Origin of the sequence: Parabacteroides timonensis (genome assembly GCF_900128505.1) — a bacterium.
In the GTDB taxonomy this organism is placed as follows: Bacteria; Bacteroidota; Bacteroidia; order Bacteroidales; family Tannerellaceae; genus Parabacteroides; species Parabacteroides timonensis.
Genome location: NZ_LT669940.1, coordinates 856,441 through 878,478 on the forward strand (window position 1 = coordinate 856,441; position 22,038 = coordinate 878,478).

Annotated in this window: 12 protein-coding genes and 1 pseudogene; 9 read left to right on the forward strand and 4 right to left on the reverse strand. The window is 40.3% G+C overall.

The features are described 5' to 3' along the window. Positions 1-5 precede the first annotated feature (5 nt). Positions 6-1,358, reverse strand: a complete 1,353-nt coding sequence (locus BQ7394_RS04050; protein ID WP_317043286.1) for a sugar porter family MFS transporter — start codon at positions 1,356-1,358, stop codon at positions 6-8. A gap of 52 nt (positions 1,359-1,410) precedes the next feature. Continuing rightward, entirely contained in the window at positions 1,411-2,277 is an 867-nt protein-coding gene (locus BQ7394_RS04055) for an AraC family transcriptional regulator (RefSeq protein ID WP_082211648.1), read from the reverse strand. A gap of 211 nt (positions 2,278-2,488) precedes the next feature. On the opposite strand from BQ7394_RS04055, the gene BQ7394_RS04060 reads away from it, so the two are divergent. From BQ7394_RS04060 to BQ7394_RS04095, 8 genes and pseudogenes are all read left to right on the forward strand, one after another. Beyond that, positions 2,489-4,831: a hypothetical protein gene (locus tag BQ7394_RS04060; RefSeq protein WP_139317679.1), complete on the forward strand. Its 2,343-nt coding sequence runs from the start codon at positions 2,489-2,491 to the stop codon at positions 4,829-4,831. 116 nt (positions 4,832-4,947) lie between these two features. Next, a complete protein-coding gene (locus BQ7394_RS04065; RefSeq protein WP_075556196.1) occupies positions 4,948-8,151 on the forward strand; it encodes a SusC/RagA family TonB-linked outer membrane protein in 3,204 nt (1,067 codons plus the stop codon). A gap of 13 nt (positions 8,152-8,164) precedes the next feature. Beyond that, positions 8,165-9,634: a RagB/SusD family nutrient uptake outer membrane protein gene (locus BQ7394_RS04070; protein WP_075556197.1), complete on the forward strand. Its 1,470-nt coding sequence runs from the start codon at positions 8,165-8,167 to the stop codon at positions 9,632-9,634. A gap of 259 nt (positions 9,635-9,893) precedes the next feature. Continuing rightward, positions 9,894-11,783: a right-handed parallel beta-helix repeat-containing protein gene (locus tag BQ7394_RS04075; RefSeq protein ID WP_075556198.1), complete on the forward strand. Its 1,890-nt coding sequence runs from the start codon at positions 9,894-9,896 to the stop codon at positions 11,781-11,783. 19 nt (positions 11,784-11,802) lie between these two features. Beyond that, a complete protein-coding gene (locus tag BQ7394_RS04080) occupies positions 11,803-13,056 on the forward strand; it encodes a uroporphyrinogen decarboxylase family protein (RefSeq protein ID WP_075556199.1) in 1,254 nt (417 codons plus the stop codon). Between the two features lie 31 nt (positions 13,057-13,087). Next, positions 13,088-13,714 (forward strand): annotated as a pseudogene (locus tag BQ7394_RS04085) (corrinoid protein); the annotation flags it as partial. A gap of 4 nt (positions 13,715-13,718) precedes the next feature. After that, positions 13,719-14,399, forward strand: a complete 681-nt coding sequence (locus tag BQ7394_RS04090) for a vitamin B12 dependent-methionine synthase activation domain-containing protein (RefSeq protein WP_075556857.1) — start codon at positions 13,719-13,721, stop codon at positions 14,397-14,399. Continuing rightward, a complete protein-coding gene (locus tag BQ7394_RS04095) occupies positions 14,399-15,406 on the forward strand; it encodes a uroporphyrinogen decarboxylase family protein (protein ID WP_075556201.1) in 1,008 nt (335 codons plus the stop codon). The genes BQ7394_RS04090 and BQ7394_RS04095 overlap by 1 nt, the downstream gene beginning before the upstream one ends. Positions 15,407-15,473: 67 nt before the next feature. Here the strand turns inward: BQ7394_RS04095 and BQ7394_RS04100 are convergent, their stop codons facing one another. Further along, positions 15,474-17,663, reverse strand: a complete 2,190-nt coding sequence (locus BQ7394_RS04100; RefSeq protein WP_075556202.1) for a glutamine synthetase III family protein — start codon at positions 17,661-17,663, stop codon at positions 15,474-15,476. Between the two features lie 186 nt (positions 17,664-17,849). Next, a complete protein-coding gene (locus BQ7394_RS04105) occupies positions 17,850-18,029 on the reverse strand; it encodes a hypothetical protein (RefSeq protein WP_075556203.1) in 180 nt (59 codons plus the stop codon). Between the two features lie 768 nt (positions 18,030-18,797). Between BQ7394_RS04105 and BQ7394_RS04110 the strand changes: the two genes are divergently transcribed. Next, complete coding sequence (locus BQ7394_RS04110; protein WP_075556204.1) at positions 18,798-21,842, forward strand: DUF6383 domain-containing protein; 3,045 nt, start codon at positions 18,798-18,800, stop codon at positions 21,840-21,842. The last annotated feature ends 196 nt before the right edge of the window (positions 21,843-22,038 follow it).

A 22,038-nucleotide genomic window follows, 5' to 3' on the forward strand; every position in this document is an offset into this window, starting at 1 on the left:
TCTATTTATGAGTTTTCTTTTTCGATTTCTTCCAGTGATTTGTTTCTTGTTTCAAACAGATATTTCTTAAAGAAAAAATACCCACATAAAGTTGCGATTGAAAAAAAAGCAAAACTGTATCCGCCTCCGTTGGGTAATGTTCTTGCTACTATGGGAAATAAGAAGGATATGCTTCCGTTTATCATCCAATTAAAGAGGGATCCGATCGACATGCCTTGCGAACGAATACTGTTCGGGAATATTTCTCCAAGTAGTACCCATGTGACTGCACCCATTGACGATGCAAAAAAGGCAACAAAACCAACCAGTGAAAATAATAGGAGCCATGCTGGAAAATCGCTTCTAAAATATGAAAATGATAATAAAGCGAGAAATATAGACATTCCTATTGTTCCTGAAAGGAGTAATTTTTTTCGACCAACCCTATCGATTAATAATTTAGCCAATAGTGTAAATGTCAAGTTGGTTACTCCTATTATTACGGTTTGTCCGATGGCTGCATTTGTCGAGAATCCTGCAACTCTGAATATATCAGTTGCATAATACATCACTATTGCAATACCTGATAATTGTTGGAATACGCCTACTGCGATCCCTATCAATATGAAGCGTAGGTAGGGTTTTTTGAATAGAGATGGATGTTCGTTCGTTTGACATTGTTGGAGATGAAGTGATTCCTTTATATTCTCTATGATTTTTTCACTTATTGCCGGTGAATTATTTTTCCTTAATATATGTCTTGCCTCTTCAATTGCATTTTGTTGGATAAGCCAGCGTGGACTGCGAGTGACTTTTAAAAGGCATAGGAAAAAAAATATGGAAGGAATAGACATTGATAAAAACATATAGCGCCAGTTGTTTTCACCAGTGTCGATTAATAGATAATCAACAAAGAAAGCTGCCAATATCCCTACAACAACCCCTAATTGGAAATTAATAGATGAGCTACCTCTTTTTTGAGCAGAAGTAATTTCTGATATATAAATCGGAACAGTTACAGAAACGATACCTACTGCAATACCCCCAAGTATACGAGCACATGCAAAAAGCCAAAAAGAAGAAGTTAAACCTGTTACTATAGCAGAAATCAAGAAAAAGCAAGCTGCGATTTTCATGGTTTCTCTGCGTCCGAATTTATCAGCCGGCCAACTGGCAATTGCTGCTCCGAAAATACAACCGAGTAAGCCTGAGCTTACAGACCAGCCAACCATTGTAGCAGAAAGATTAAAGTAGGATGTGAAAAATGGCATGGCTCCGTTAATAACTGCCGTATCGTAACCAAACAACATTCCTCCTAATAATGCAACCCAAAAGTATAAATAGTGTGCGTTCATGGATTTATTTTTCTGTAAAAATATCCATAATTGATTTTTTTTTGATTAAAAGCTGTATTATAGCACTATTTTGAATTTATATTTTATCTGTAGCTTTTTTATGCGAAGTAGGAGAATAACCGTTATACTGCTTGAAAACTGTAGAAAAGTATGCTGGAGATGAAAAGCCCAAATCATAAGCAATATTTTTTATAGGAAGTTCCTGTTCTTCTATTAGTATTTGGGCTTTTTCAACTTTCTTTCGGATAATGTATTCAGCGGGAGGAATTCCAGTTTCTTCTTTGAATAGATGTTTAAACCTGGAAAGAGATAAGCTGCATTTGTCGGCTAAAAGTTCCAAATCTAGCATGTCAAACAGATTGTCATCTATATACTGTATAATTTCTGTTATACGTTCACTATAGAATCGGGTTTGCTTTTTTTCTCCGGAATGGATGATATGGAGCAGAAAAGAGACAAGTTGGTTATTTAATTCCATTTTGGTCAACGTGTCTCTATTTTGGAAGTAAATACGTATAATTCTCTGCAGTAAACGTTCACACTCGACATCTCCTTTAAAAAGTCGAGAGGGAAGTTGTAAGATTCGATTGAAGAGTTCTTGTGCCTCTGAAAAACTTAAGCCCAAATATTCTTTACTTTTTTCCGGTGATTTTAGAATCATCCAATACAAAATTCCTTTTTCTTCCGGAACGTTGCCGGTTCCATGTATTTCATTGGGGAATGTGATGAACACATCGCCACCATATAGTTTAAAAGTCTTTTCTCCAACGAAGTACTCCTGGCTTCCTTTTGCCAGAAAACAAATTTCAAGCATATCTGGATGATTATGTGGAAGAAGGTTTGTTTGCGCATTTACATAATTATATCGCCCAAACTCATCGAAGACATCTATATCATGTCTTTTCATATCCAATATTAAGCGACTGATATCTTTGTTTCTCATTTGTATTATGATTTTATAAGTTACGACTTGTTACAAAAATAAGAATAAAATTAAAGACAAAGAGAATGTGTGTATATGAAAACATTTGAAATAGTGCTATAATATTCTTTTAAACTTATAATTCGTAGTCAATTTTTACTTTTGCAAAGTATATAATACATTTTGAATATACTAATTTTTGAAAAAATATAATCACCTTAAAATTATTATCATGAATTCACTTACATGTAAGTCACTTTGTTTTAGAGGCTGCTTTATTCCTCTTTTCTTTTTACTTTTTTTCTCTTTCCCTTCAATTCTGTGGGCGCAAGATGTAAAATTCGAACTGAATGAGAAAGGGCAACTGTCCTTTCTTTGTTTTCCTTCATATGGTATGGATACAGTAGCTTTTAATCAAGGGCAATTTGCTGGTCCATCCCTGTTATTGGATGGAGAAATTCTACCATTAAACAAGACTGACAATGCCATGTTGTTTGTTGGAAGTCAGAAGGGGGTGAGTTATTCATTAAAATATTCTGTAGAGAATGGCTGTATGCGTGTTTCTGTATCTTGTAAGAATATAAGCAAAGCAGATATGGAAAATGTTCATTTGGCTATGCATATCGGTATTGATAACTGTATGAGAAGTTATCCGGAATGGAGATCCATTTATTTTCCTACATTGCTGAAATGTGAAAAAACTCATTTTTGGGGTTATTTTATGAATCCGAATGGAGGAATACTAACTATTGCTTCGCCCGACCCAATCGCATCTTACCATTTGCAATATAATAATTCACCTCATAATTTTGCCAGTGGTCACTTGATTTATACATCGACTCTTGATTTACTTCATCCAGGGCCTCTTCCTGAAGAAAATCCGGAAAATAGTGGTTGTTTGAAAAAAGGGGAAAGCCGTTCATGGTCTATCTATTTGACCGAGGTAAAAGACTTGTCGGATGTCTCATCCGTTGTGTCTCGATATACACAAGCACCTTTTATTCAATCACCTCTTTATACGATAAAAAACGGTGATTCATTTAAATTCACTTTTAATACAAAGGGAAAGCCAAAAGTTAAGATTGAATCTCCGAATACAAATAAGTACAGTATCGGAGTTCGAGGTTTAGGGAATGGGCAATATGAGGCTGAATATATTCCTAAAGATGGAGAAGGCGTTTATAAATTATATGTATCAGATGGAAGTAAAGTTTCACAAGGATGGTTTAGCGTTCGTTATTCTTGGTCTGATTATATAAAAGCGGCTCGTCAAGCTTCTCTGGATTATCGTCAAAAAGCATCTTCACATACAGAGAGTTGGTACGGTTTCTTATCGGCTTATCTGGCAAAAGCTTATTTTCCCGATTCAGAGACGGATGCAAAGGTGGAAGAAATGTTTAACGAAGTTTATCCGTTAATGTATGATAAGGAAACATTTTTACCTACCTCTTGGCATGACCGAATTCAGAATCATTCCATGATGGCATCTCTTTTTGTTTTACGTTATAAAGCAAGTAAGGATCCAAGAGATTTGTTTGCGGCATCTGCTTTAGCTGATTTTCTTTTATCCAAACAAACACCTGATGGGGCTTATAGAAATGGAAAAGTACACTATACTTCGGTGATATATATTGCTAAGTCTATCATGGAAGTAATGGAAATGGAAAAAGAATTGGTTGCAACATCGGAATATTGGGCTTCAACCTATCAACGGCATTATGCTTCTGTAAAAAAAGCGATGGATGAATTGGTTCTGAATTTGGATAACATTCAAACAGAAGGAGAGAATACTTTTGAGGATTGTATGATTGCCAGTAGTTATGGTCAATTGGCTATGTTTGCTCTTTTACAACCAGAGGGATCTGCAGATAGAGCTCGTTATCTGAAAGCTGCCGAGTATTTTGCAAAAGGACATCGTTGTCTTTCTCAATTGTTAATCCCGGATTCACGAGTGAATGGTGCTTCCATACGATTTTGGGAATCTCAATATGACGTATTGACTTATCCTAATTTTATCAATTCACCACATGGTTGGTCGGCTTGGCGGATTTATGGATTAAAATATTTATATCAATTGACAGGTGAAGAACGTTATTTGACAGATATGATGAATGCTTTAGGTAGTTGCGTTCAACTTCTAAATCCGAAGACTGGCGTTTTGAATTGGGCATTTGTTAGTGATCCGTACGTGGAGGTTAAATATTTTACGGAAGACAGTACGCAGAAGGGGAAAGGAATACATATCGATAAAGTGATAGGTAGACAATACATACCGATGATTAGCAATTGGTACAGAGCGCCTAAGGATACATGGGTGAGTGGTTACTGGAGTTATGATGGTGGGTGTTGTGATAATGATGTTCATGAGATATTTAAGTGTATGGGAGAGGTGGCACTCACCTCTGCTTATTTTCATCTAAGAGATGACGGGACTTTTATAACATGGAATTGTTCTGTTCAAAAAGAAGGAGATGTTTGGATGGTCAGTCCTAATGAAAATACTGTTGAAACTCTTTATACGAATGTTCGACAGACTATTAACTCGGATTTAGATGTAATACGGGTTTCAAAATAGTGCTATAATGTTAATTTGAACTAGTAAGTTATTAAGATGCTTTACTTTTGAAACGTTGATTTTAATTTATAACAAATGGTGTTAATCTATTTTTTTAATTCTTTAAATTAAATACTATGGGTATTCAAAGAAAACCAATCAAACAGCTTTGTACGAAAAATGTCGGTTTCTTGCTCATGTTAGGAGCATTGAGCTTAGGAAATGTAGGGGATACGTGGGCAGTCGATCCTTCTGCCATTGTATCCGTTTCTCAGCAATCTGAGAAAAAAATCTCCGGAAAAGTGGTGGATGCCAATAATGAACCAGTGATAGGGGCAAATGTAGTTGTAAAAGGTACTACCAACGGTATAATAACCGATGTGGATGGTAATTTTACATTGACCGTCCCAAGTAATGCTATACTTCAAATTTCGTATATCGGTTATGTCGTCCAAGAAGTAAAAGTTGCTAGTCAAACAAACTTTACGATTCAATTAGTGGAAGACTCCCAAGCTTTGGAAGAGGTTGTTGTCGTAGGTTATGGTACGATGAAGAAAAAGGATTTGACAGGGGCGGTTGCATCTGTCAAGTTGGATGATACTCCTGTGACTACAATTTCTACAGTGAGCCATGCTTTGGCAGGAAAAGCAGCCGGTCTGCAAATAAGGACAACCAGTGCGCAACCTGGAGGTGCTGCTACTTTTCGTATTCGTGGTGCTGCATCTTCCGATAAGGTAGGAAATGATCCGCTTATTATTGTGGATGGTTTCCCTGTATCTGATGTTGGGTCATTGAGTGCTGGAAAATATAGTGATGGTTCGAAAGATAATATATTGGCTTCAATTAACCCCAATGATATTGAATCAATAGAAGTTCTGAAAGATGCTAGTTCTACAGCTATTTATGGAGCAAGGGCAGGAAATGGCGTAATTATAGTAACTACTAAAAAAGGGAAAAAAGGTGAACCACAAGTTCGGTATTCAGGTAGTGCTTCGGTTCAGCAAATAACTAATAGCTATGAAATGTTGTCTGCTACTGATTTTATGACCCAATCTAATCGCTATTTAAAAGAGGATTGGATGAGAACAAATAAGGTTGGTATTTATGGTGGGAAAAGTGAGGCAGAAGTTTCGGCGTTTGTTCCTCGTTATTCGAATGAACAAATAGCAAACCCTCCTTATCAGACTGGTTGGTTTGACGAAATAACCCGTTTGGGATTTCAGACTCAGCATAATGTGTCTATAACAGGAGGTACAGATAAGACGAAGTATATGGTGTCAGGTAATTATTTTCAACAAAATGGTATATTGAAAAATAATCAGATGCAAAGATATACAGGTCGTGTCAATTTGGAGCAGAAACTTAGTAAATATGTGAATGTGGGCATCAATATGACGTTGTCACGCAATAAATATGACAATGTGGCTTTAGGCAATGGTCAAAGTGAAAATGCTAGTATAATGGTTGCTGCAGCTCAATTTAATCCGATTATGCCGATTAGGGATGAAGAAGGAAACTATACATATAATCCACAAGCAGCATTTCTCCCTAATCCCGTTTCTTTATTGGAAATTACAGATAAAACAAATAAAGAGCGAGTGCTTGCTACTGCTTTTGTTGAAATACGTCCAATAAAAGATTTGGTATTGAAAGGAAACTTTGGTATTGACAGGAATTATCAGAAGAGAACAGCATATTTGCCGACTACGACATTATATGGTCAAAAAGAAGGGGGAAAGGCCGATATAGCACAGGCTGATAAGAATGATTATCTCATGGAGTTGACGGCTAATTATAGTAAACAACTAGAAGAACATAATTTTAATGTATTAGGGGGATATTCTTTTCAGTCTTTTCATTATGAATCACTGGGGGCTAGCAACAATCAGTTTCTTACAGATGGCTTTTTATATAATAATTTAGGAGCTGGAGGAGCTCCGAAGCCGGGTGTATCATCTTCTGCAAGTAAGAGTGAAATGGCATCTTTTTTTGGTAGAGCCAATTATTCATTTAAAGATCGTTATATGTTAACGGCGACTCTACGTGCAGACGGTGCATCTAATTTTGCTAAAAATAATAGATGGGGATATTTTCCGTCTGTTGCTTTAGGATGGAGATTTACAGAAGAAAGTTTTATGCAATCTTTTACAGATGTATTATCTAATGGTAAATTAAGGTTGAGTTACGGTTCGACAGGAAATTCAAATATAGGAAATCGTGCTATTAGTTATTATCAAGTTGGTAATAATAATGAATTTGGAGATTCTGAACATAAAGGGGTTTACTTATCTCAAATGGGTAACCAAGATTTGAAATGGGAAACAACTTGGGAATGGAATGTTGGTTTGGATTTGGGATTTTTTAATAATCGTCTAAATCTAACAGCAGAATATTTCAGCAAGGTTGTCTCAGATTTGCTAAGTGAAAGATCTCTATTGTCTTATCATGAAGTAGGTAAAATTGCAGCAAATGTAGGTAAAACACAAAGTAAAGGGTTTGAATTGACTATAAATTCAAAAAATGTCCAAACACGTGATTTTAATTGGAATACAGATTTCACACTCTCTCTTTATAGAGATAAATGGAAAGAGAGAGATGAAACATGGAAACCTGCGGCTTATGATATTTATAATGCTCCATTAAGAGGAGGATATGGATATTTGTCTGATGGATTGGTTCTGGTTGATGAAAAGATTGAGCATATGCCAGGGGCACTTCCCGGGCAGGTGAAAATAAAAGATATAGATGGATTTCTTTATAACAGTGATGGTTCTATTCAAGTTGATGAAAATGGACGATCTCTTAAATCAGGAAAGCCTGATGGAAAATTAGATGATGCGGACAAAGTGTTTTATGGAAGCTATGACCCCGGTTTTGCTCTTGGGTTGAATAATACATTACAATGGAAAAATTTTGATTTGAATATCTATTTTTATGGCTCATTTAATGCTTTATATAGCGGCTCATATAAAGAGAATCTTTTATTAGGATCTCAGGGAGTTAAAAATATGGGTAATGGCTATAATATGCCAACATCTGTTAAAGATATTTGGTCACATGACAATCAGAATGGTATTCATCCTAGTTATTTCCAGGCTAATAGTACTTGGGGAATTGGTGACTATTATAATCAAAAAGTTTGGTATGTCAGATGTCGGAATATTACATTGGGATATAATATCCCTTCTAATAAAATATTATCTAATTTAAGAGTGTATCTTGATGTTAATAATCCGTTTGTGTTGACAAACTATAATGGAATAGATCCGGAAACTGATACGAATTTCTATGCATATCCTAATGTGACAAGTTATAGTTTAGGAGTTGATATAACATTTTAAATTTTAATGCGTAATGAAAAATATAATATATTATGCAATGTCACTTTTGACATTGTTTTCCTGTACAAACTTAGAGTCGGAAGTGTATGATGTTATAAATCCAGAAATATTTCCGCTTAATGAAAAAGATGCAGAGGCATTGGTTACATCTGCGGCATATTCTCCGTTTAGTCCTAATCGTATGTTTGTTGTTTCTGCTAATGGCATTCAATTAATAGGTGATATGACTACAGATATAGGAGAATGTCAATGGGCTGATGCTGTATGGCCAGATGTCCTTTATCAAAATTTCACATCTGATAGCTGGGGAGTAACGCAATTCTATGGCTATATTAGTGATATTAGTAAAATGACGTTGACTATAAATCGAATTTCAAAAGTATCTATGTCGGAAAGTTCTAAAAAACGTCTGATTGCAGAACTTCGTTGTGGTCGAGGTTGGTTGGCTTACCTTTTATATGATTGGTTTGGTCCTATTCCTATTGCAACTTTGGAAGAATTGGAAAATCCTTTACAAGAAAAAATTCTTGAACGCCCAACAAAAGAATGGATGGTACAATACATAGAGACTGAACTAACAGAAGCTATTAAAGATTTGCCTGCTAATTATGGCGCTTCAGACGGAAATTATGGTCGTTTTACGGCAGGTCTTGCTTATACTGTGTTAATGAAACTTTATATGCATGAAAGGAATTGGGAAAAAGCGGAAATGTGTGGACGGGAACTTATGAAATCTGAATATGGATATTCATTGGTTCCTGAATATAAAGATATTTTTACTTTGGAAAATGAGAAAAATACTGAAATAATATGGGCATGTCAATGTAGTAGAAGTGTAAATAAACAGAGCTGGTTAGCCCATGTTTTACCTTCTGTTTATCCTACAAAAAATCCAAATATTCAGAAGTGGCAAGGGTATCGGGTTCCATGGTCATTTTATAATACCTTTGAAGAAGGTGATAAAAGATTAGAGTCATTAGTTGGTGATTTTATAGGAACAGATGGTGTTCGTTACAACCAGGAAAATCCATCAACAGTTTTAGCTAAAGGTGCATTACCTGTTAAATATGGAGAAGATCCGTTGGCTACAGGAGCAGAAAGCCAAGTAGATTGGGTTGTATACCGTTATGCAGATGTGTTGACGGCATTATCAGAAGTATTAGTACGGAAGAATAATGCGATAACGCAAGAAGCTATTGATTTATTGAATACGATAAGAAATAGAGCAGGAATTAAGCCCTATGCAATGGCAAGTTTTACTGGTGTACAAGACTTCTTAGATAAAGTACTTTTGAATAGAGGACAAGAATTTTGGTTTGAAGGTTTACGGCGGACAGATCTTATACGACATGGTAAGTATATCGAGTATGCAAGAAAATATAAGGGCTCGGAAACAACAAAGGATGCCTTTGTTTTGATGCCTTTGCCACAATCAGCAATAAATGAGGGTAAAGGGATAGTTGTCCAAAACCCAGGTTATTAACAATGTTTGATTATTAGAAATAATAAAAAAAGGTTGTTCATGTAACAACCTTTTTTCTGAAAGAGAATAAATGATGATGTGAAAGTAATTTTAGATGATATGGGAAGGTTTCATTGTTTATGAAAATGATTTCTAAGATTTTATCCATAAGCAATAATAATCCACAAAATAGGCAGTTTTTTGCTATTTTATATCGGAAAAGGACCCTCTATATTTGCATTGTTCTTATAATTGATGTTACAATAACAATCGAAATACCATGAAGAGAAAGCAGTTACTTTTTACACTATTCCTGATATGCTGTGCAGCAGTGCAGGCGAAAGAATATCATGTCTCCGTCAAAGGGAATGATGCGAATGAAGGAACCGAAAAAGCTCCTTTCCGGACAGTAGGGAAAGCAGCAGAATATGCCTTTCCGGGAGATATAATTACCGTGCATGCCGGTATGTATCGCGAATGGATCAATCCTCCGCGAGGTGGCGAAAGCGACGAGAAGCGGATCGTCTATCGTGCGGTTCCGGGAGAAAAGGTCGAGATAAAAGGCTCAGAAAGAATCTCCAACTGGACGAAAGAGAAAGACGGTGTTTGGAAAGTAACGATACCGAATACGTTCTTCGGAGATTATAATCCCTATACGGACCTGATCTATGGCGATTGGTTTGACGGCATAGGACGCGAACACCATACCGGTGAAGTGTTCCTGAACAACAAATCGCTTTATGAAAAGGAAAGACTGGACAAGGTGTTGCGTCCGGTCCCGAATGAAAAGAGCAAAGACAAGGAAGGCTCCACCTACACCTGGTATTGCGAGAATGATGGCGTAAATACGATCATCTGGGCGAATTTCCATAAATACGACCCGAATAAGGAATTGGTGGAAATAAGTACCCGTAATACCTGCTTTTATCCGGAGAAACCGGGTATCGACTACCTGACTATCCAGGGCTTTCATTTCAGTCAGGCTGCTACTCAATGGGGTGCTCCTACGGCAGAGCAGATCGGCATGATAGCTACCCACTGGAATAAAGGCTGGATCATCGAGAACAATGTGATCAGCAACTCCAAATGTTCGGGCATAACATTGGGTAAAGAACGTCAGACCGGGCATAATGTCTGGCTGAATGATACGAGCCTGGACGGTTCCCTGCATTACATCGAAGTAACTTTCAATACGATCCGGAATGGTTGGAATAAAGAAAACATCGGTTCGCATATTGTTCGTAACAATGAGATATCCCATTGTGAACAAACCGGTATCTGCGGAAGTATGGGAGCTGCTTTCTGTCTGATCGAAAACAATCATATCCACGATATCTGGGTGAAACGCCAGTTTACCGGTGCCGAGATCGGAGGAATAAAGTTTCATGCTGCGGTAGATACCCGTATTATCCATAATCGTATTCATAACGCAGGCCGTTCCCTTTGGCTGGATTGGATGACACAGGGAACGCGGGTTTCCGAAAACCTGTTCTATGATAATGATTTGGAAGATATCTTCCTGGAAGTAAACCACGGCCCGTTCCTGGTCGACAATAATATCTTCGCTTCACGCCGGAGCATCCTGGAACAATCCCAGGGAGGTGCTTACGTGCACAACTTGATCGCCGGAGATATCTACCGCTACGTAGAACATGGACGGTACACACCTTACTTCTTACCTCATTCGACAGAGGTTGCCGGCCTGTCCATTATCCCCGGTGGGGACGACCGTTATATCAATAACCTCTTTGCTACGACGAATCCGGTGACAGAAGGAGAGAATAAGCGGAAATACGGTTTGGCAGACTATAACAAAACGGTTTATCCGATGATGGTTGAAGGTAATGTTTATTACAACAAAGCCTTACCTTTCGAAGGTGAAAAGAATAGCGTTGTGCTTCCTGACTTCAACCCGAATGTGAAGATCGAAGAAACGGCTGACGGCGTTTATCTGTCTTTATCCGTAAAAGGTTTGAGCGATTTGCAGACCAGCCGTGTCAATACGGAGAGACTGGGAAAAGCCAAACTCCCCAGACAAGCCTATGATCAACCTGACGGCAGCCCGATTGAAATAGCGACCGACTATCTAGGGAATGCACGTGGAAACCAGCCCAAACCGGGACCTCTGGAATCCATCAAAGACGGTGAGATCAGAATAAAAGTATGGTAATCTAAAATTATTATTGAACATGACATCTAAACAGCGTGTGCAAAGCGCACTAGCCCATCGTATGCCCGATTGCGTACCGGTCGACTTCGGAGCAACTTCAGTTACCGGTATCCATTGCAAGGTCGTGGAGGCTTTGAGGCAACATTATGGATTGGACCCGCATCCTGTCCGAGTCATCGAACCTTTTCAGATGCTGGGAGAGATCGAGAGTGACCTGCAGGAGATTATCGGTGTAGATTGTGTCCCTGTTTTCGGGCGGAAGGATATGTTCGATATCGATGAAACTCAACTTCACGAACAAATAACCCCCTGGGGACAGAAAGTGATGATCGCCTCCGGTATCGACCTGACGACTGATACAGAGGGAGACGTTCATATCTATGCAGGTGGTGACCGTTCTTATCCCCCCAGTGCCGTGATGCCTGCTGACTGTTATTTTATCAATGCAACCGAACGGCAGGAGTATGTCGACGATGATGCGATTCAGCCGGAAGATAACCTGGAAGAATTTGGTCCTATTTCAGAAGAAGATCTTCAGTATTATAAAGAGACAGTCGAAAAGGCTGCCGCCACGGGAAAAGCCGTTGTTGCCAGCTTCGGCGGTACGGCACTGGGCGATATCGCTTTCGTTCCGGGCATGGGACTGAAAGACCCGAAAGGAATCCGGAATGTGGCGGAATGGTATATGTCTACCTCCATGCGCCGTGACTATGTACAAACCGTCTTTGAAAAGCAGACCGATATCGCGATAGCAAATTATCAACGTCTTTGGGATGCAGTGGGTGAAAAAGTCGATGTCGTCTTTACCTGCGGAACTGATTTCGGTACACAGGATTCTCAATTCTGCTCCCTCGATACTTTCCGCGAGTTGTGGCTCCCTCATTATAAACGGATGAATGACTGGATCCACGAGCATACTACCTGGAAGGTATTCAAACATACTTGCGGGGCCGTCCTTCCTTTTCTCCCAGGATTGGTGGAGGCTGGTTTCGACATTCTCAACCCTGTACAGATCAATGCCAAGGATATGGATCCGCGCGTTTTGAAGAAAGAGTTTGGCGACCAGTTTACTTTCTGGGGCGGAGGCATCGACACGCAACGTATCCTGCCGAATGCAACACCCGAAGAGGTGCGGAGCCACGTCATGCAGGAATGTGAGATACTGGGGGCAGACGGCGGTTTCGTCTTTAATGCCGTCCATAATATACAGGCCAACGCACCGGTACGGAATGTAGTGGCAATGATAGAGACATTGCGTGAGTTACGAAGTTAAATACTAAAAGAAGAATAAAGTTATGGCAGATTTAGATAAATTGTATGAAGCTATTTTGACAGGAAAACTGAATGTAGCCAAGGAGGTAACCAACGAGGCTATTGCAGAGAATATCGACCCGCATTTGATCATTAATAACTATATGTCGCGGGCCATGGAAGACATCGGTAAACGTTTTGAGGAAGGAAAAGCCTTTGTCCCTGAACTATTAATGGCAGCTCGTGCCATGAAAGGTGCGCTCGACCTGCTGAAACCGCAAATGAAAGGTGCTGCTTCTCATAGTTTGGGAAAAGTGGTCATCGGAACGGTGAAAGGTGATTTGCATGATATCGGAAAGAACCTGGTAGCTTCCATGCTCGAAGGTTGCGGATTCGAGGTGATCAACCTGGGTACCGATATTTCTTCGGAAAAGTTCATCAATGCTTTGAAAGAAAACCAGGCGCAGATACTTTGCCTTTCAGCGCTGTTGACTACGACGATGAACTATATGCAGGAGGTTATCAAAGCCCTGGAAGAAAACGGTCTTCGTAGTCAGGTGAAAGTCATGGTAGGCGGTGCACCGGTCTCTGAATCCTTTGCCCGTCAGATCGGAGCAGACGGTTATAGCGACAATGCCAATGCCGCCGTAACGCTTGCTAAATCCTTATTATCCGCCTGATCGTATGCAGGAGTACGAGTTGGATTTCAGTCAGCTGTCCCTGACGCCACACGAGTTGTTCGTGGAAATGGGATACAGCAAGACGCAACAACCGGAAGAACCTGTGGAGACATTAGTTGTCTCCATGCTGGAAGATATATCCTCTTGGGTAAAGCCGCGTTGTACATTCGGTCTGTTTGGCGGACAGATAGAAGGTGAGGAGGTTGTAATAAACGGCGGTGAACGCTTGCAGGTAGGGGCTACCATCGCTACCTTAATGAAGAGCTCTCAACGTTTTGTTCTTTTTGCGGCCACGGCTGGTGCTGCTTTTCAAGCTTATCAAGATCGTTTGAAGGCGGAAGGCGATATTCTGAAATGTTTTATAGCCGATGTAATCGGAAGTTGCATTGCCGAAAAGGCCGGAGATTACATGGAGCGATTGCTCGAAAAAGAGCTGGGCGGCGAACGGCATACCAACCGTATGAGTCCGGGTTATTGCGGTTGGCATCTGTCCGGCCAGAAGACCCTCTTCCGGTTGATGGGCGAGCATCCTTGCGGCATCAGTTTGTCTGAGGTTTGCTTGATGACGCCGATTAAGTCTATCAGTGGCGTGATCGGTATCGGGCCTGATGTGGATGAGAAAAAGTATGGTTGTCAGTTTTGTGAGTTAGAAACTTGTTATAAACGAAAAAGATTGAAGAAATAATGGAAATACAGAAATGGTTACAGGAAACAATGACCCGGCAGGAACGAAGGGCTGTTCCTATCATGACGCATCCCGGTATCGAACTATGTGGTAAAACAGTGAAAGATGCAGTTACCAGCGGCGAAGTACATGCAGAGGCCATCTGCCGGTTGAACGAGCAATATCCGTCGGCAGCTCCGACGGTCATCATGGATTTGACGGTAGAGGCCGAAGCTTTCGGTGCGAAAGTGGTTTTTCCGGAAGATGAAGTACCCAGCGTAACGGAACCGTTGGTATCCGACAAAGAGTCCATAGATAGTTTACAGATCCCCTCGTTGGATGCCGGACGTGTGCCCGAATACCTGAAAGCAAACCGCCTGACGGCTGAGCGTGTAAAGGATAAGCCTGTCTTTGCCGGTTGTATCGGTCCGTTTTCGTTGGCAGGACGTTTGTTCGGTTTGTCCGAATTGATGATTGCTCTGTATGTGGAACCGGAGAATATAGCCGTCTTGCTCGAAAAGTGTACCCGTTTTCTGATCGACTATACCCGTGCGATCAAACAGACAGGCGTTCACGGGGTGATCATGGCGGAACCGGCGGCTGGTCTGATTTCAAACGAAGATTGTATCTTGTATTCGACGGACTATGTCCGTCAGATCGTGGATGCGGTGCAAGATGAAAACTTTATGGTGATCCTGCATAACTGCGGAAACGCCGGGCATTGTACGGAAGCTATGGTTCAGTCGGGAGCTATCGGACTTCATTTTGGCAATAAGATAGATATGGCAGATGCGTTGGCTAATTGTCCGGAAGACCGGTTGGTTATGGGTAACCTGGACCCGGTCGGACTTTTTAAACAGACATCTTCTGAACAAGTATATGCAGAGACGATGAATCTCTTAAAGAATACCAGCCAATGGAAGAATTTCGTTTTATCGACAGGTTGTGATGTTCCCCCTCATATTCCTTCTGAGAATATCGAGGCGTTTTATCAGGCACTTAATGATTTTAACAACCGATCAGTGTAAAAAAAGAATGTCCTGTGTAAGCTTTTTTACACAGGACATTGTATTTAGAATCGTACTTATCTGTTTCTTACCGGATAAACAACAGTTCCCTGTATTTCGGCAACGGCCACATCTGGTTATCCACCATCAGTTCCAGTTCGTCGATATGCTCGCGGATATCATCCAGGAACGGAACTACCGTATCATGATAAGCAATCGCCTTGCTGCGGAGGTCGGTGATGACGTTTGCTTTCTTACGGGCTTCGATCATTTCGTCCGTCATGCGTGTTACGGCATTCACATGTTTGGAAATCTTACGTACCAGGCGGCGCGGTTCGGCGGACAGGTCTTCGTATTCTTCCGGACTGAATGTTTCTTTCAGCTTGGTGATATTGCTGAGCAGCAAAGACTGGTAATGCAATACGACCGGAATAATATGGTTCATCGACAGGTCACCCAATACGCGGGCTTCGATCTGTACTTTCTTAATATAGATTTCCCATTTTACTTCGTTACGGGCTTCCAGCTCCTTTTCATTCAATACGCCTGTCTCCTTGAACATACGGATCACCTCCGGTTTCAGGTAAGCATCGTATTGCAGTGGAACGCTGTTTTCGCAATCCAGTCCGCGGCGGGCAGCTTCTTCCTTCCATTCGTCACAGTAACCATTACCGTCGAAACGGATCGGTTTGGATTCTTTGATATATGCTTTCAGTGTTTCGAAGATAGCCACTTCCTTACTCTTTCCGGCAGCCTGAAGTGCTTCCACATCTTTCTTGAACTGTTGAAGCTGATGAGCGACTGCCGAGTTGACAGCCAGCATAGCCGATCCACAGTTCACGGAAGAACCCGGTGCACGGAACTCGAAACGGTTTCCGGTGAAAGCGAACGGAGAGGTACGGTTGCGGTCGGTATTATCCAATAGCAATTCCGGTATCTGTCCGAAGCCCAGGCTCAGACGTTTCTTGTCGTCTACCTCGATCGCATCTTCGATCGAACTGTTCTCGAATTTATCCAGAACTTCGCTGATCTGCGTTCCCAGGAAAGAAGAGATGATAGCAGGAGGCGCTTCATTGGCTCCCAGACGGTGTGCGTTGGTAGCAGAAGCGATACTTGCTTTCAGTAAGGCATTATATTTATAAACGGCCATCAGCGTATTAACCACGAACGTGATAAAACGCAGGTTGTCTTCGCGGTCTTTACCCGGCGAGAACAGGTTGATGCCCGTATCGGTACCCATCGACCAGTTACAATGTTTACCCGAACCGTTCACACCCATAAAAGGTTTTTCGTGAAGCAGTACGCGGAAATTATGACGACGTGAAACACGTTTCATGACCGACATCAACAGCTGGTTATGGTCGTTCGCCAGATTACATTCTTCATAGATCGGAGCCAACTCGAACTGGTTCGGGGCAACCTCGTTATGACGGGTTTTCACCGGGATACCCAGCTTATAACATTCCACTTCCAGATCTTTCATAAATTCCTGTACGCGTGAAGGGATGGCACCGAAATAATGGTCGTCCAACTGCTGGTTCTTGGCACTTTCGTGTCCGAGCAGCGTACGTTCTGTCAGTGACAGGTCGGGACGGGCCGAATACAATTCTTCGTCTACCAGGAAATATTCCTGTTCCCAGCCCAGGTAGGTGATCACTTTATGAACATCTTCGTTGAAGTAGTTGCAGACCTCTTTGGCTGCTTTGTTCAGAGCTTCAACCGAGCGGATAAGCGGTGTCTTGTAGTCGAGTGCTTCACCGGTATAAGCGATAAAGACAGTCGGGATACACAAGGTGTCGTCTACAATAAATGCGGGAGAGGAGGGGTCCCAGGCAGAATATCCGCGGGCTTCGAACGTGTTGCGCAGTCCGCCGTTGGGGAAGCTGGATGCGTCCGGTTCCTGCTGGGCGAGCAGTTTGCCGCTGAATTCTTCGATCATACCGCCATTGCCGTCGTGTTCTACAAAAGCGTCGTGCTTTTCGGCTGTTCCGTCGGTAAGCGGTTGGAACCAGTGTGTGTAATGGGTTACTCCTTTTTCCAGTGCCCACATACGCATACCGGCAGCTACATGGTTGGCTATTTCCCGGTCGATAGGTGTTCCATTATCAATGGCGTGGGTCAGGGCTTTGTACGTTTCCTTGGAGAGATACTTTTGCATCGCCTTGCGGTTAAATACGTTCTCGCCATAGTACTCGGATACTTTCTGTTTGGGAGTGATGGCTTCTACGGCCTTACGGTTGGAAGCTTTCTCCACTGCATTAAAGCGTGAGATTGACATACGGATTATTTTTTTGTTTTACCGGCTGCAAAGATACGGGCAAATCTTTGTTTATGCTTTCATTGGGTAGTTAAAAAGAAACAAAGCCCATTCGACTTGGGATGAGCTTCGATTATCCTTTTTTAGAGTGCAGTATGTTAGGACTGAGCTAACAAGGGCACTATTATGGAGCAAAAGTAGGGTATTCTATTTTTTCTCGTTACAATCTCCTTCGGAGTCTTTTTTCCCCCATTTATGCCTTGCCCAGAAATATACAATAGACAAGCAAGCCACTAGAAAAAGCTGAATTATAAGTCTATCGTCCATTTTGTTTCTTTTATCAATAAAATATTTGCCAAGCTCCTTTAGCATGTCTTCGTTCTTCATACAAATTTAGATTATTATGTGTATATATCAAAGGTTATTCACTAAATTCTTTTGCATCTTAGCATAAATACATTGTTTTTCTTTCGAAAAGCGAAGAAATGATTTTTTACATGCTTCAATTCTATATCCAATAGTGAAGCAATAATACTGGGAAGGATTAATACACCTATTCATAGTATAAAAGTTTTGAGTTACCGAACATCAAGTAACAATGCAAATATAAAGATTAGTTTTCATATCCTAAATTATTCGACTTTTTATTTTCAAGAAATCAACGCAAATTATTCTTTTATTGGGTGTTCAGAATGGCTTTTTGAATGTAAAAAATGCGATTATTCCCGTTTCTCTTGATTTTATTCTTCCAGGTAACTAATTAAATTAATGTACACACGCGTACATTATATAAGGATATGTTTTATTTTGATGATTGTTTTTGGGAGCGTATAATGCTGTGTAGACTTTGAATATTATATATTGGAAGGCTGAAAATGAGTGACTAATTTTAACGTCCCTTTTTTCTCGTCAGCAAAATTACAACATTCTTTCTAACCGCCAATCTTTTTCCGAATAATTTTTCTTTTCCTATATCCTTTCTTATCAATTGGATAGCAAAGTTAGTACGAAATACTCGCTTTAGAAAACGAATTCCCAAAAAGTGACGAGAAAAAAGGGACGTTTAAACTAGTCATTTAACAATTGACAACATTAAGACGCTTCTTCAGAATAGGACTTTTAATAACACTATTATTAATATTAAATTTATTGATTATGAACAAAAAGTTTTCTACTTTATTAGCTGGCTTGGCGTTGGTTTCATCGGTTGCCTCTGCTGCGGTGAATTCTGACATTAAGTTACAAGTGGGACCTAATGACGGCTTGTACCAGATTGCAAAGGGCGATAGTGTTTTGGCTATCGATGCTGCTGGTAACTTCGTATTTAAGGAAAGTGCTACCGTAGCTGCAGCAGATTTGGCTTCTACATTGTGGTGTGTGAATATTGATGCCCAGAGTCAAGGACAAAATCCCAAATTCGATTTTACCAATAAAAAGGAAGGTCGTCTATTGGAAGTATTTATGGATGAAGCATTAAAAGATTTGGCTGAAGAAACTGCATCTTCACCTTTGGTTGTGAATGATGAAGCAGATGTTAATGGTTGGGCTTTCTCCTCTACTTATGCTGAGGGTATTGAAGAAGACAAACCTTTATATTCTTATTTTACTGCAGATTCTGTGATCGCATTGGAACAAGTTGGTGATGATCTCGTAGCTATGAAATATGGTGCGGACAAAGTTGGTGATATTGCAGCGAAGTATACTTTGAAGAAACCGTCTCGTATAACTCTGAATGCTGTAGCATTGAATACTATGTTAGGTTTAAATGCAAATGGAACATCATTCAAATTGACTTTTGAGCAGACGGCTAATCCTAATGTATTTGCAAATGAGTTGACTGCAGTGAAAGATACACTTGTGGATTATGTGATTGTTGCAAACAAGTCAACAGGCAAATATTTACGTGTAGATAGTGCCTATAATAATACAACTGGCGTTAAGTTTGTGATGTTGACAGATACAACTAAAGCAGCTACTTATCTTGCTGACGAAGCTGCAAGCCAAGGAAATAAGTATGCATTCAAATTCGAATATGCGCCGGCATCCGATAGCGTATTTATTACAGTTGCAGGAGCTCGTCTTGTAAAAGAAGATGGCAAAAGCTGGGCTGATTCTTATGAGTCTACAAACCGTGATAGCTTACATGTATATGTTCAGGATTTGGTAAGCTCAAAAGTGTTGACAGTTGGTACTGACTCTGTTTCTACTTATATTAAATTAGGATTTGGCACTTGTGGTGAAGCTCCTACTTCTACTAAGACTACTGTTCCCAGTGATTTGTATGTGATTAAGAGTACAGATGGTAAATATTTGGCAGCTCCGATCCATGGCGATTCTACTGTTCAGTGGGTTACATTGGAAAAGAATGTGAATGTTTGGACAATGCCATCATTCCAGTGGGTTGTTGAAAAACAAAGAAAAGATTCGAACACTTCAAAGATTACTATTACTAACCGTGAATTTGGTACGGCAATAAAGTACTTTACAAATGTTCAACTGGATACAGATGAAGCTTCTTATGCTGAACTGACAGATGACAAGAGTGTCTCTAAGACTGTAAATGTGGCTGGTTTCATTGCTGCAACTTCTGAAATTAAACAGGATAGCTTGCTGGGTTATAAATATTTGGATACACAGGATCTGATGGTTACTCGTTACAAGTTCCGTTATTTGCATGAACTTTCTGATGAATATTTTGCTGGTGTAAATACGGAGGAAAACGATTCTATTTTGTATGTCGGTGCTAAATCTGCATTTTCTCTGGCTCAGAAAGGTACAGATGAAGTATATGGTTATACATCATCTGCAGTTACTGACTTGAAACCACTGTATCGTAAAGTCTATACATTGAAGATCCGTAATGCTAAACTTATCTTTGGTGCTAAAGCTGACAGTGTAGTTTTGGATAAAGAAGGTCGTTTTGCTGTTTCTGAGAAAGTTGCTCCGGTAACATTCTTAATGAAAGCCAATAACGAGAAAGCGATCGACGATGTTGAGACATTGTTTTATGCATTCATTAAAACTGGTGCAGATACGACTAAAGTCGGTACAGATGACAACAATTTATGGATGAAGAATCAGATCATGACGGAATCTCGTACTTCAGCTTTCTCTGTAGAAGTAGACGACGCTCCTTTGTACAGAAGATTTAATACAACCAAAGAAGGTGAGATCGCTTCTGATGATCCTGATACAGTGAAGTTCTTCCGTGTAAACAATTCTGCAGACATGTTGTTTGAAGATGCTCACAGCGTATATTCTGAAGGTAAAGAAATTAATTTCTTGGGTATTAATAATAACATTCAGTATCCGGATGCGAAACGTGCTATCTATGTAGATACTGCTTATGTAAACCGTGGTACAGGTTATATCAAACCTCAATATATGCTGGCTGTAGGTGTACATGTTGTTCCGGGTGTTGATCCTGTTCCATGTCCGTTAGAACATAATCACGGATTCGATCAGAATGGAAATCCTCTTGATAAATGGACTTGTTCACATGCAACTCCGGGTACTGATGGTTACGTAAGAGGTCGCTATCTGATCAACGCCGTTGATTCTGCTAAGGTTGACGGAAACTATTTGGATGCTGTACGTGATGCTGATTATATTTGGAACAATCAGGTTCGTCTGGCATTTGTAGAAGCTATCCATAAAGAAGATACCTTGTATATTCTGAATGGTGAGGAATCGGCTTTAGCAGATCCTGTAGACTTCTCTACATTGAAAGCGACAAAAGTTCGTTTGGATAATAACCTTCATAAGAACGTAGTATTCTCTTTCCGTCTGTTGGAAGAAGGTTCTGATAACTTCTTGATCGAATCGGCAGAAACTGATAATAATATGATCGCTCCGATGCAGGGTGGTTGGGTGAAGATCCAGAACGGTGTTCCTGTAATTTCCTATGCAGCATTTGCTGATGCGGCTAATGAGGCAGAAATCTTTAACGTAGAAAAGACTGCTGAAAATCCGACAGCCAATGAGCCTGCTATCTCTGCAGAGACAGTTTCTGTAACAGCTGTTTCGGGTGCTGTTGTTGTGAAAAACGCAGCAGGCAAGAAAGTTGCTATCAGTAACCTTCTCGGTCAGACAATTGCTAACACAGTGATTTCTTCCAGTGAAGCAACTATTGCGGTTCCTGCAGGTGTTGTATTTGTTGCAGTAGAAGGCGAAGCAGCTGTAAAAGCAATCGTAAAATAAGTAATTATTAAAATCAAATAATTCTAAATTGTTTACCGCGCGGTTCATATTGCATGCAACGCACAAAGAACCAATTAGCCTGTGACAGGCGAACAAGCGGTAGATATTAATACTAAAGTAATGAAATAAAGTTCTTCTGTTCGATCTCTGTGAAGAGCAAAGACAGACAAAAACAAGCCCCGACGGTTCATTCCGC

What these genes read in the sequence shown, in the direction of transcription:
- BQ7394_RS04110 (WP_075556204.1), top strand. Translation starts at nt 18,798, where the DNA reads ATGAACAAAAAGTTTTCTACTTTATTAGCTGGCTTGGCGTTGGTTTCA.
- BQ7394_RS04100 (WP_075556202.1), bottom strand. Translation starts at nt 17,663, where the DNA reads ATGTCAATCTCACGCTTTAATGCAGTGGAGAAAGCTTCCAACCGTAAG.
- BQ7394_RS04095 (WP_075556201.1), top strand. Translation starts at nt 14,399, where the DNA reads ATGGAAATACAGAAATGGTTACAGGAAACAATGACCCGGCAGGAACGA.
- BQ7394_RS04105 (WP_075556203.1), bottom strand. Translation starts at nt 18,029, where the DNA reads ATGAAGAACGAAGACATGCTAAAGGAGCTTGGCAAATATTTTATTGAT.
- BQ7394_RS04090 (WP_075556857.1), top strand. Translation starts at nt 13,719, where the DNA reads ATGCAGGAGTACGAGTTGGATTTCAGTCAGCTGTCCCTGACGCCACAC.
- BQ7394_RS04070 (WP_075556197.1), top strand. Translation starts at nt 8,165, where the DNA reads ATGAAAAATATAATATATTATGCAATGTCACTTTTGACATTGTTTTCC.
- BQ7394_RS04075 (WP_075556198.1), top strand. Translation starts at nt 9,894, where the DNA reads ATGAAGAGAAAGCAGTTACTTTTTACACTATTCCTGATATGCTGTGCA.
- BQ7394_RS04065 (WP_075556196.1), top strand. Translation starts at nt 4,948, where the DNA reads ATGGGTATTCAAAGAAAACCAATCAAACAGCTTTGTACGAAAAATGTC.
- BQ7394_RS04060 (WP_139317679.1), top strand. Translation starts at nt 2,489, where the DNA reads ATGAATTCACTTACATGTAAGTCACTTTGTTTTAGAGGCTGCTTTATT.
- BQ7394_RS04080 (WP_075556199.1), top strand. Translation starts at nt 11,803, where the DNA reads ATGACATCTAAACAGCGTGTGCAAAGCGCACTAGCCCATCGTATGCCC.
- BQ7394_RS04055 (WP_082211648.1), bottom strand. Translation starts at nt 2,277, where the DNA reads ATGAGAAACAAAGATATCAGTCGCTTAATATTGGATATGAAAAGACAT.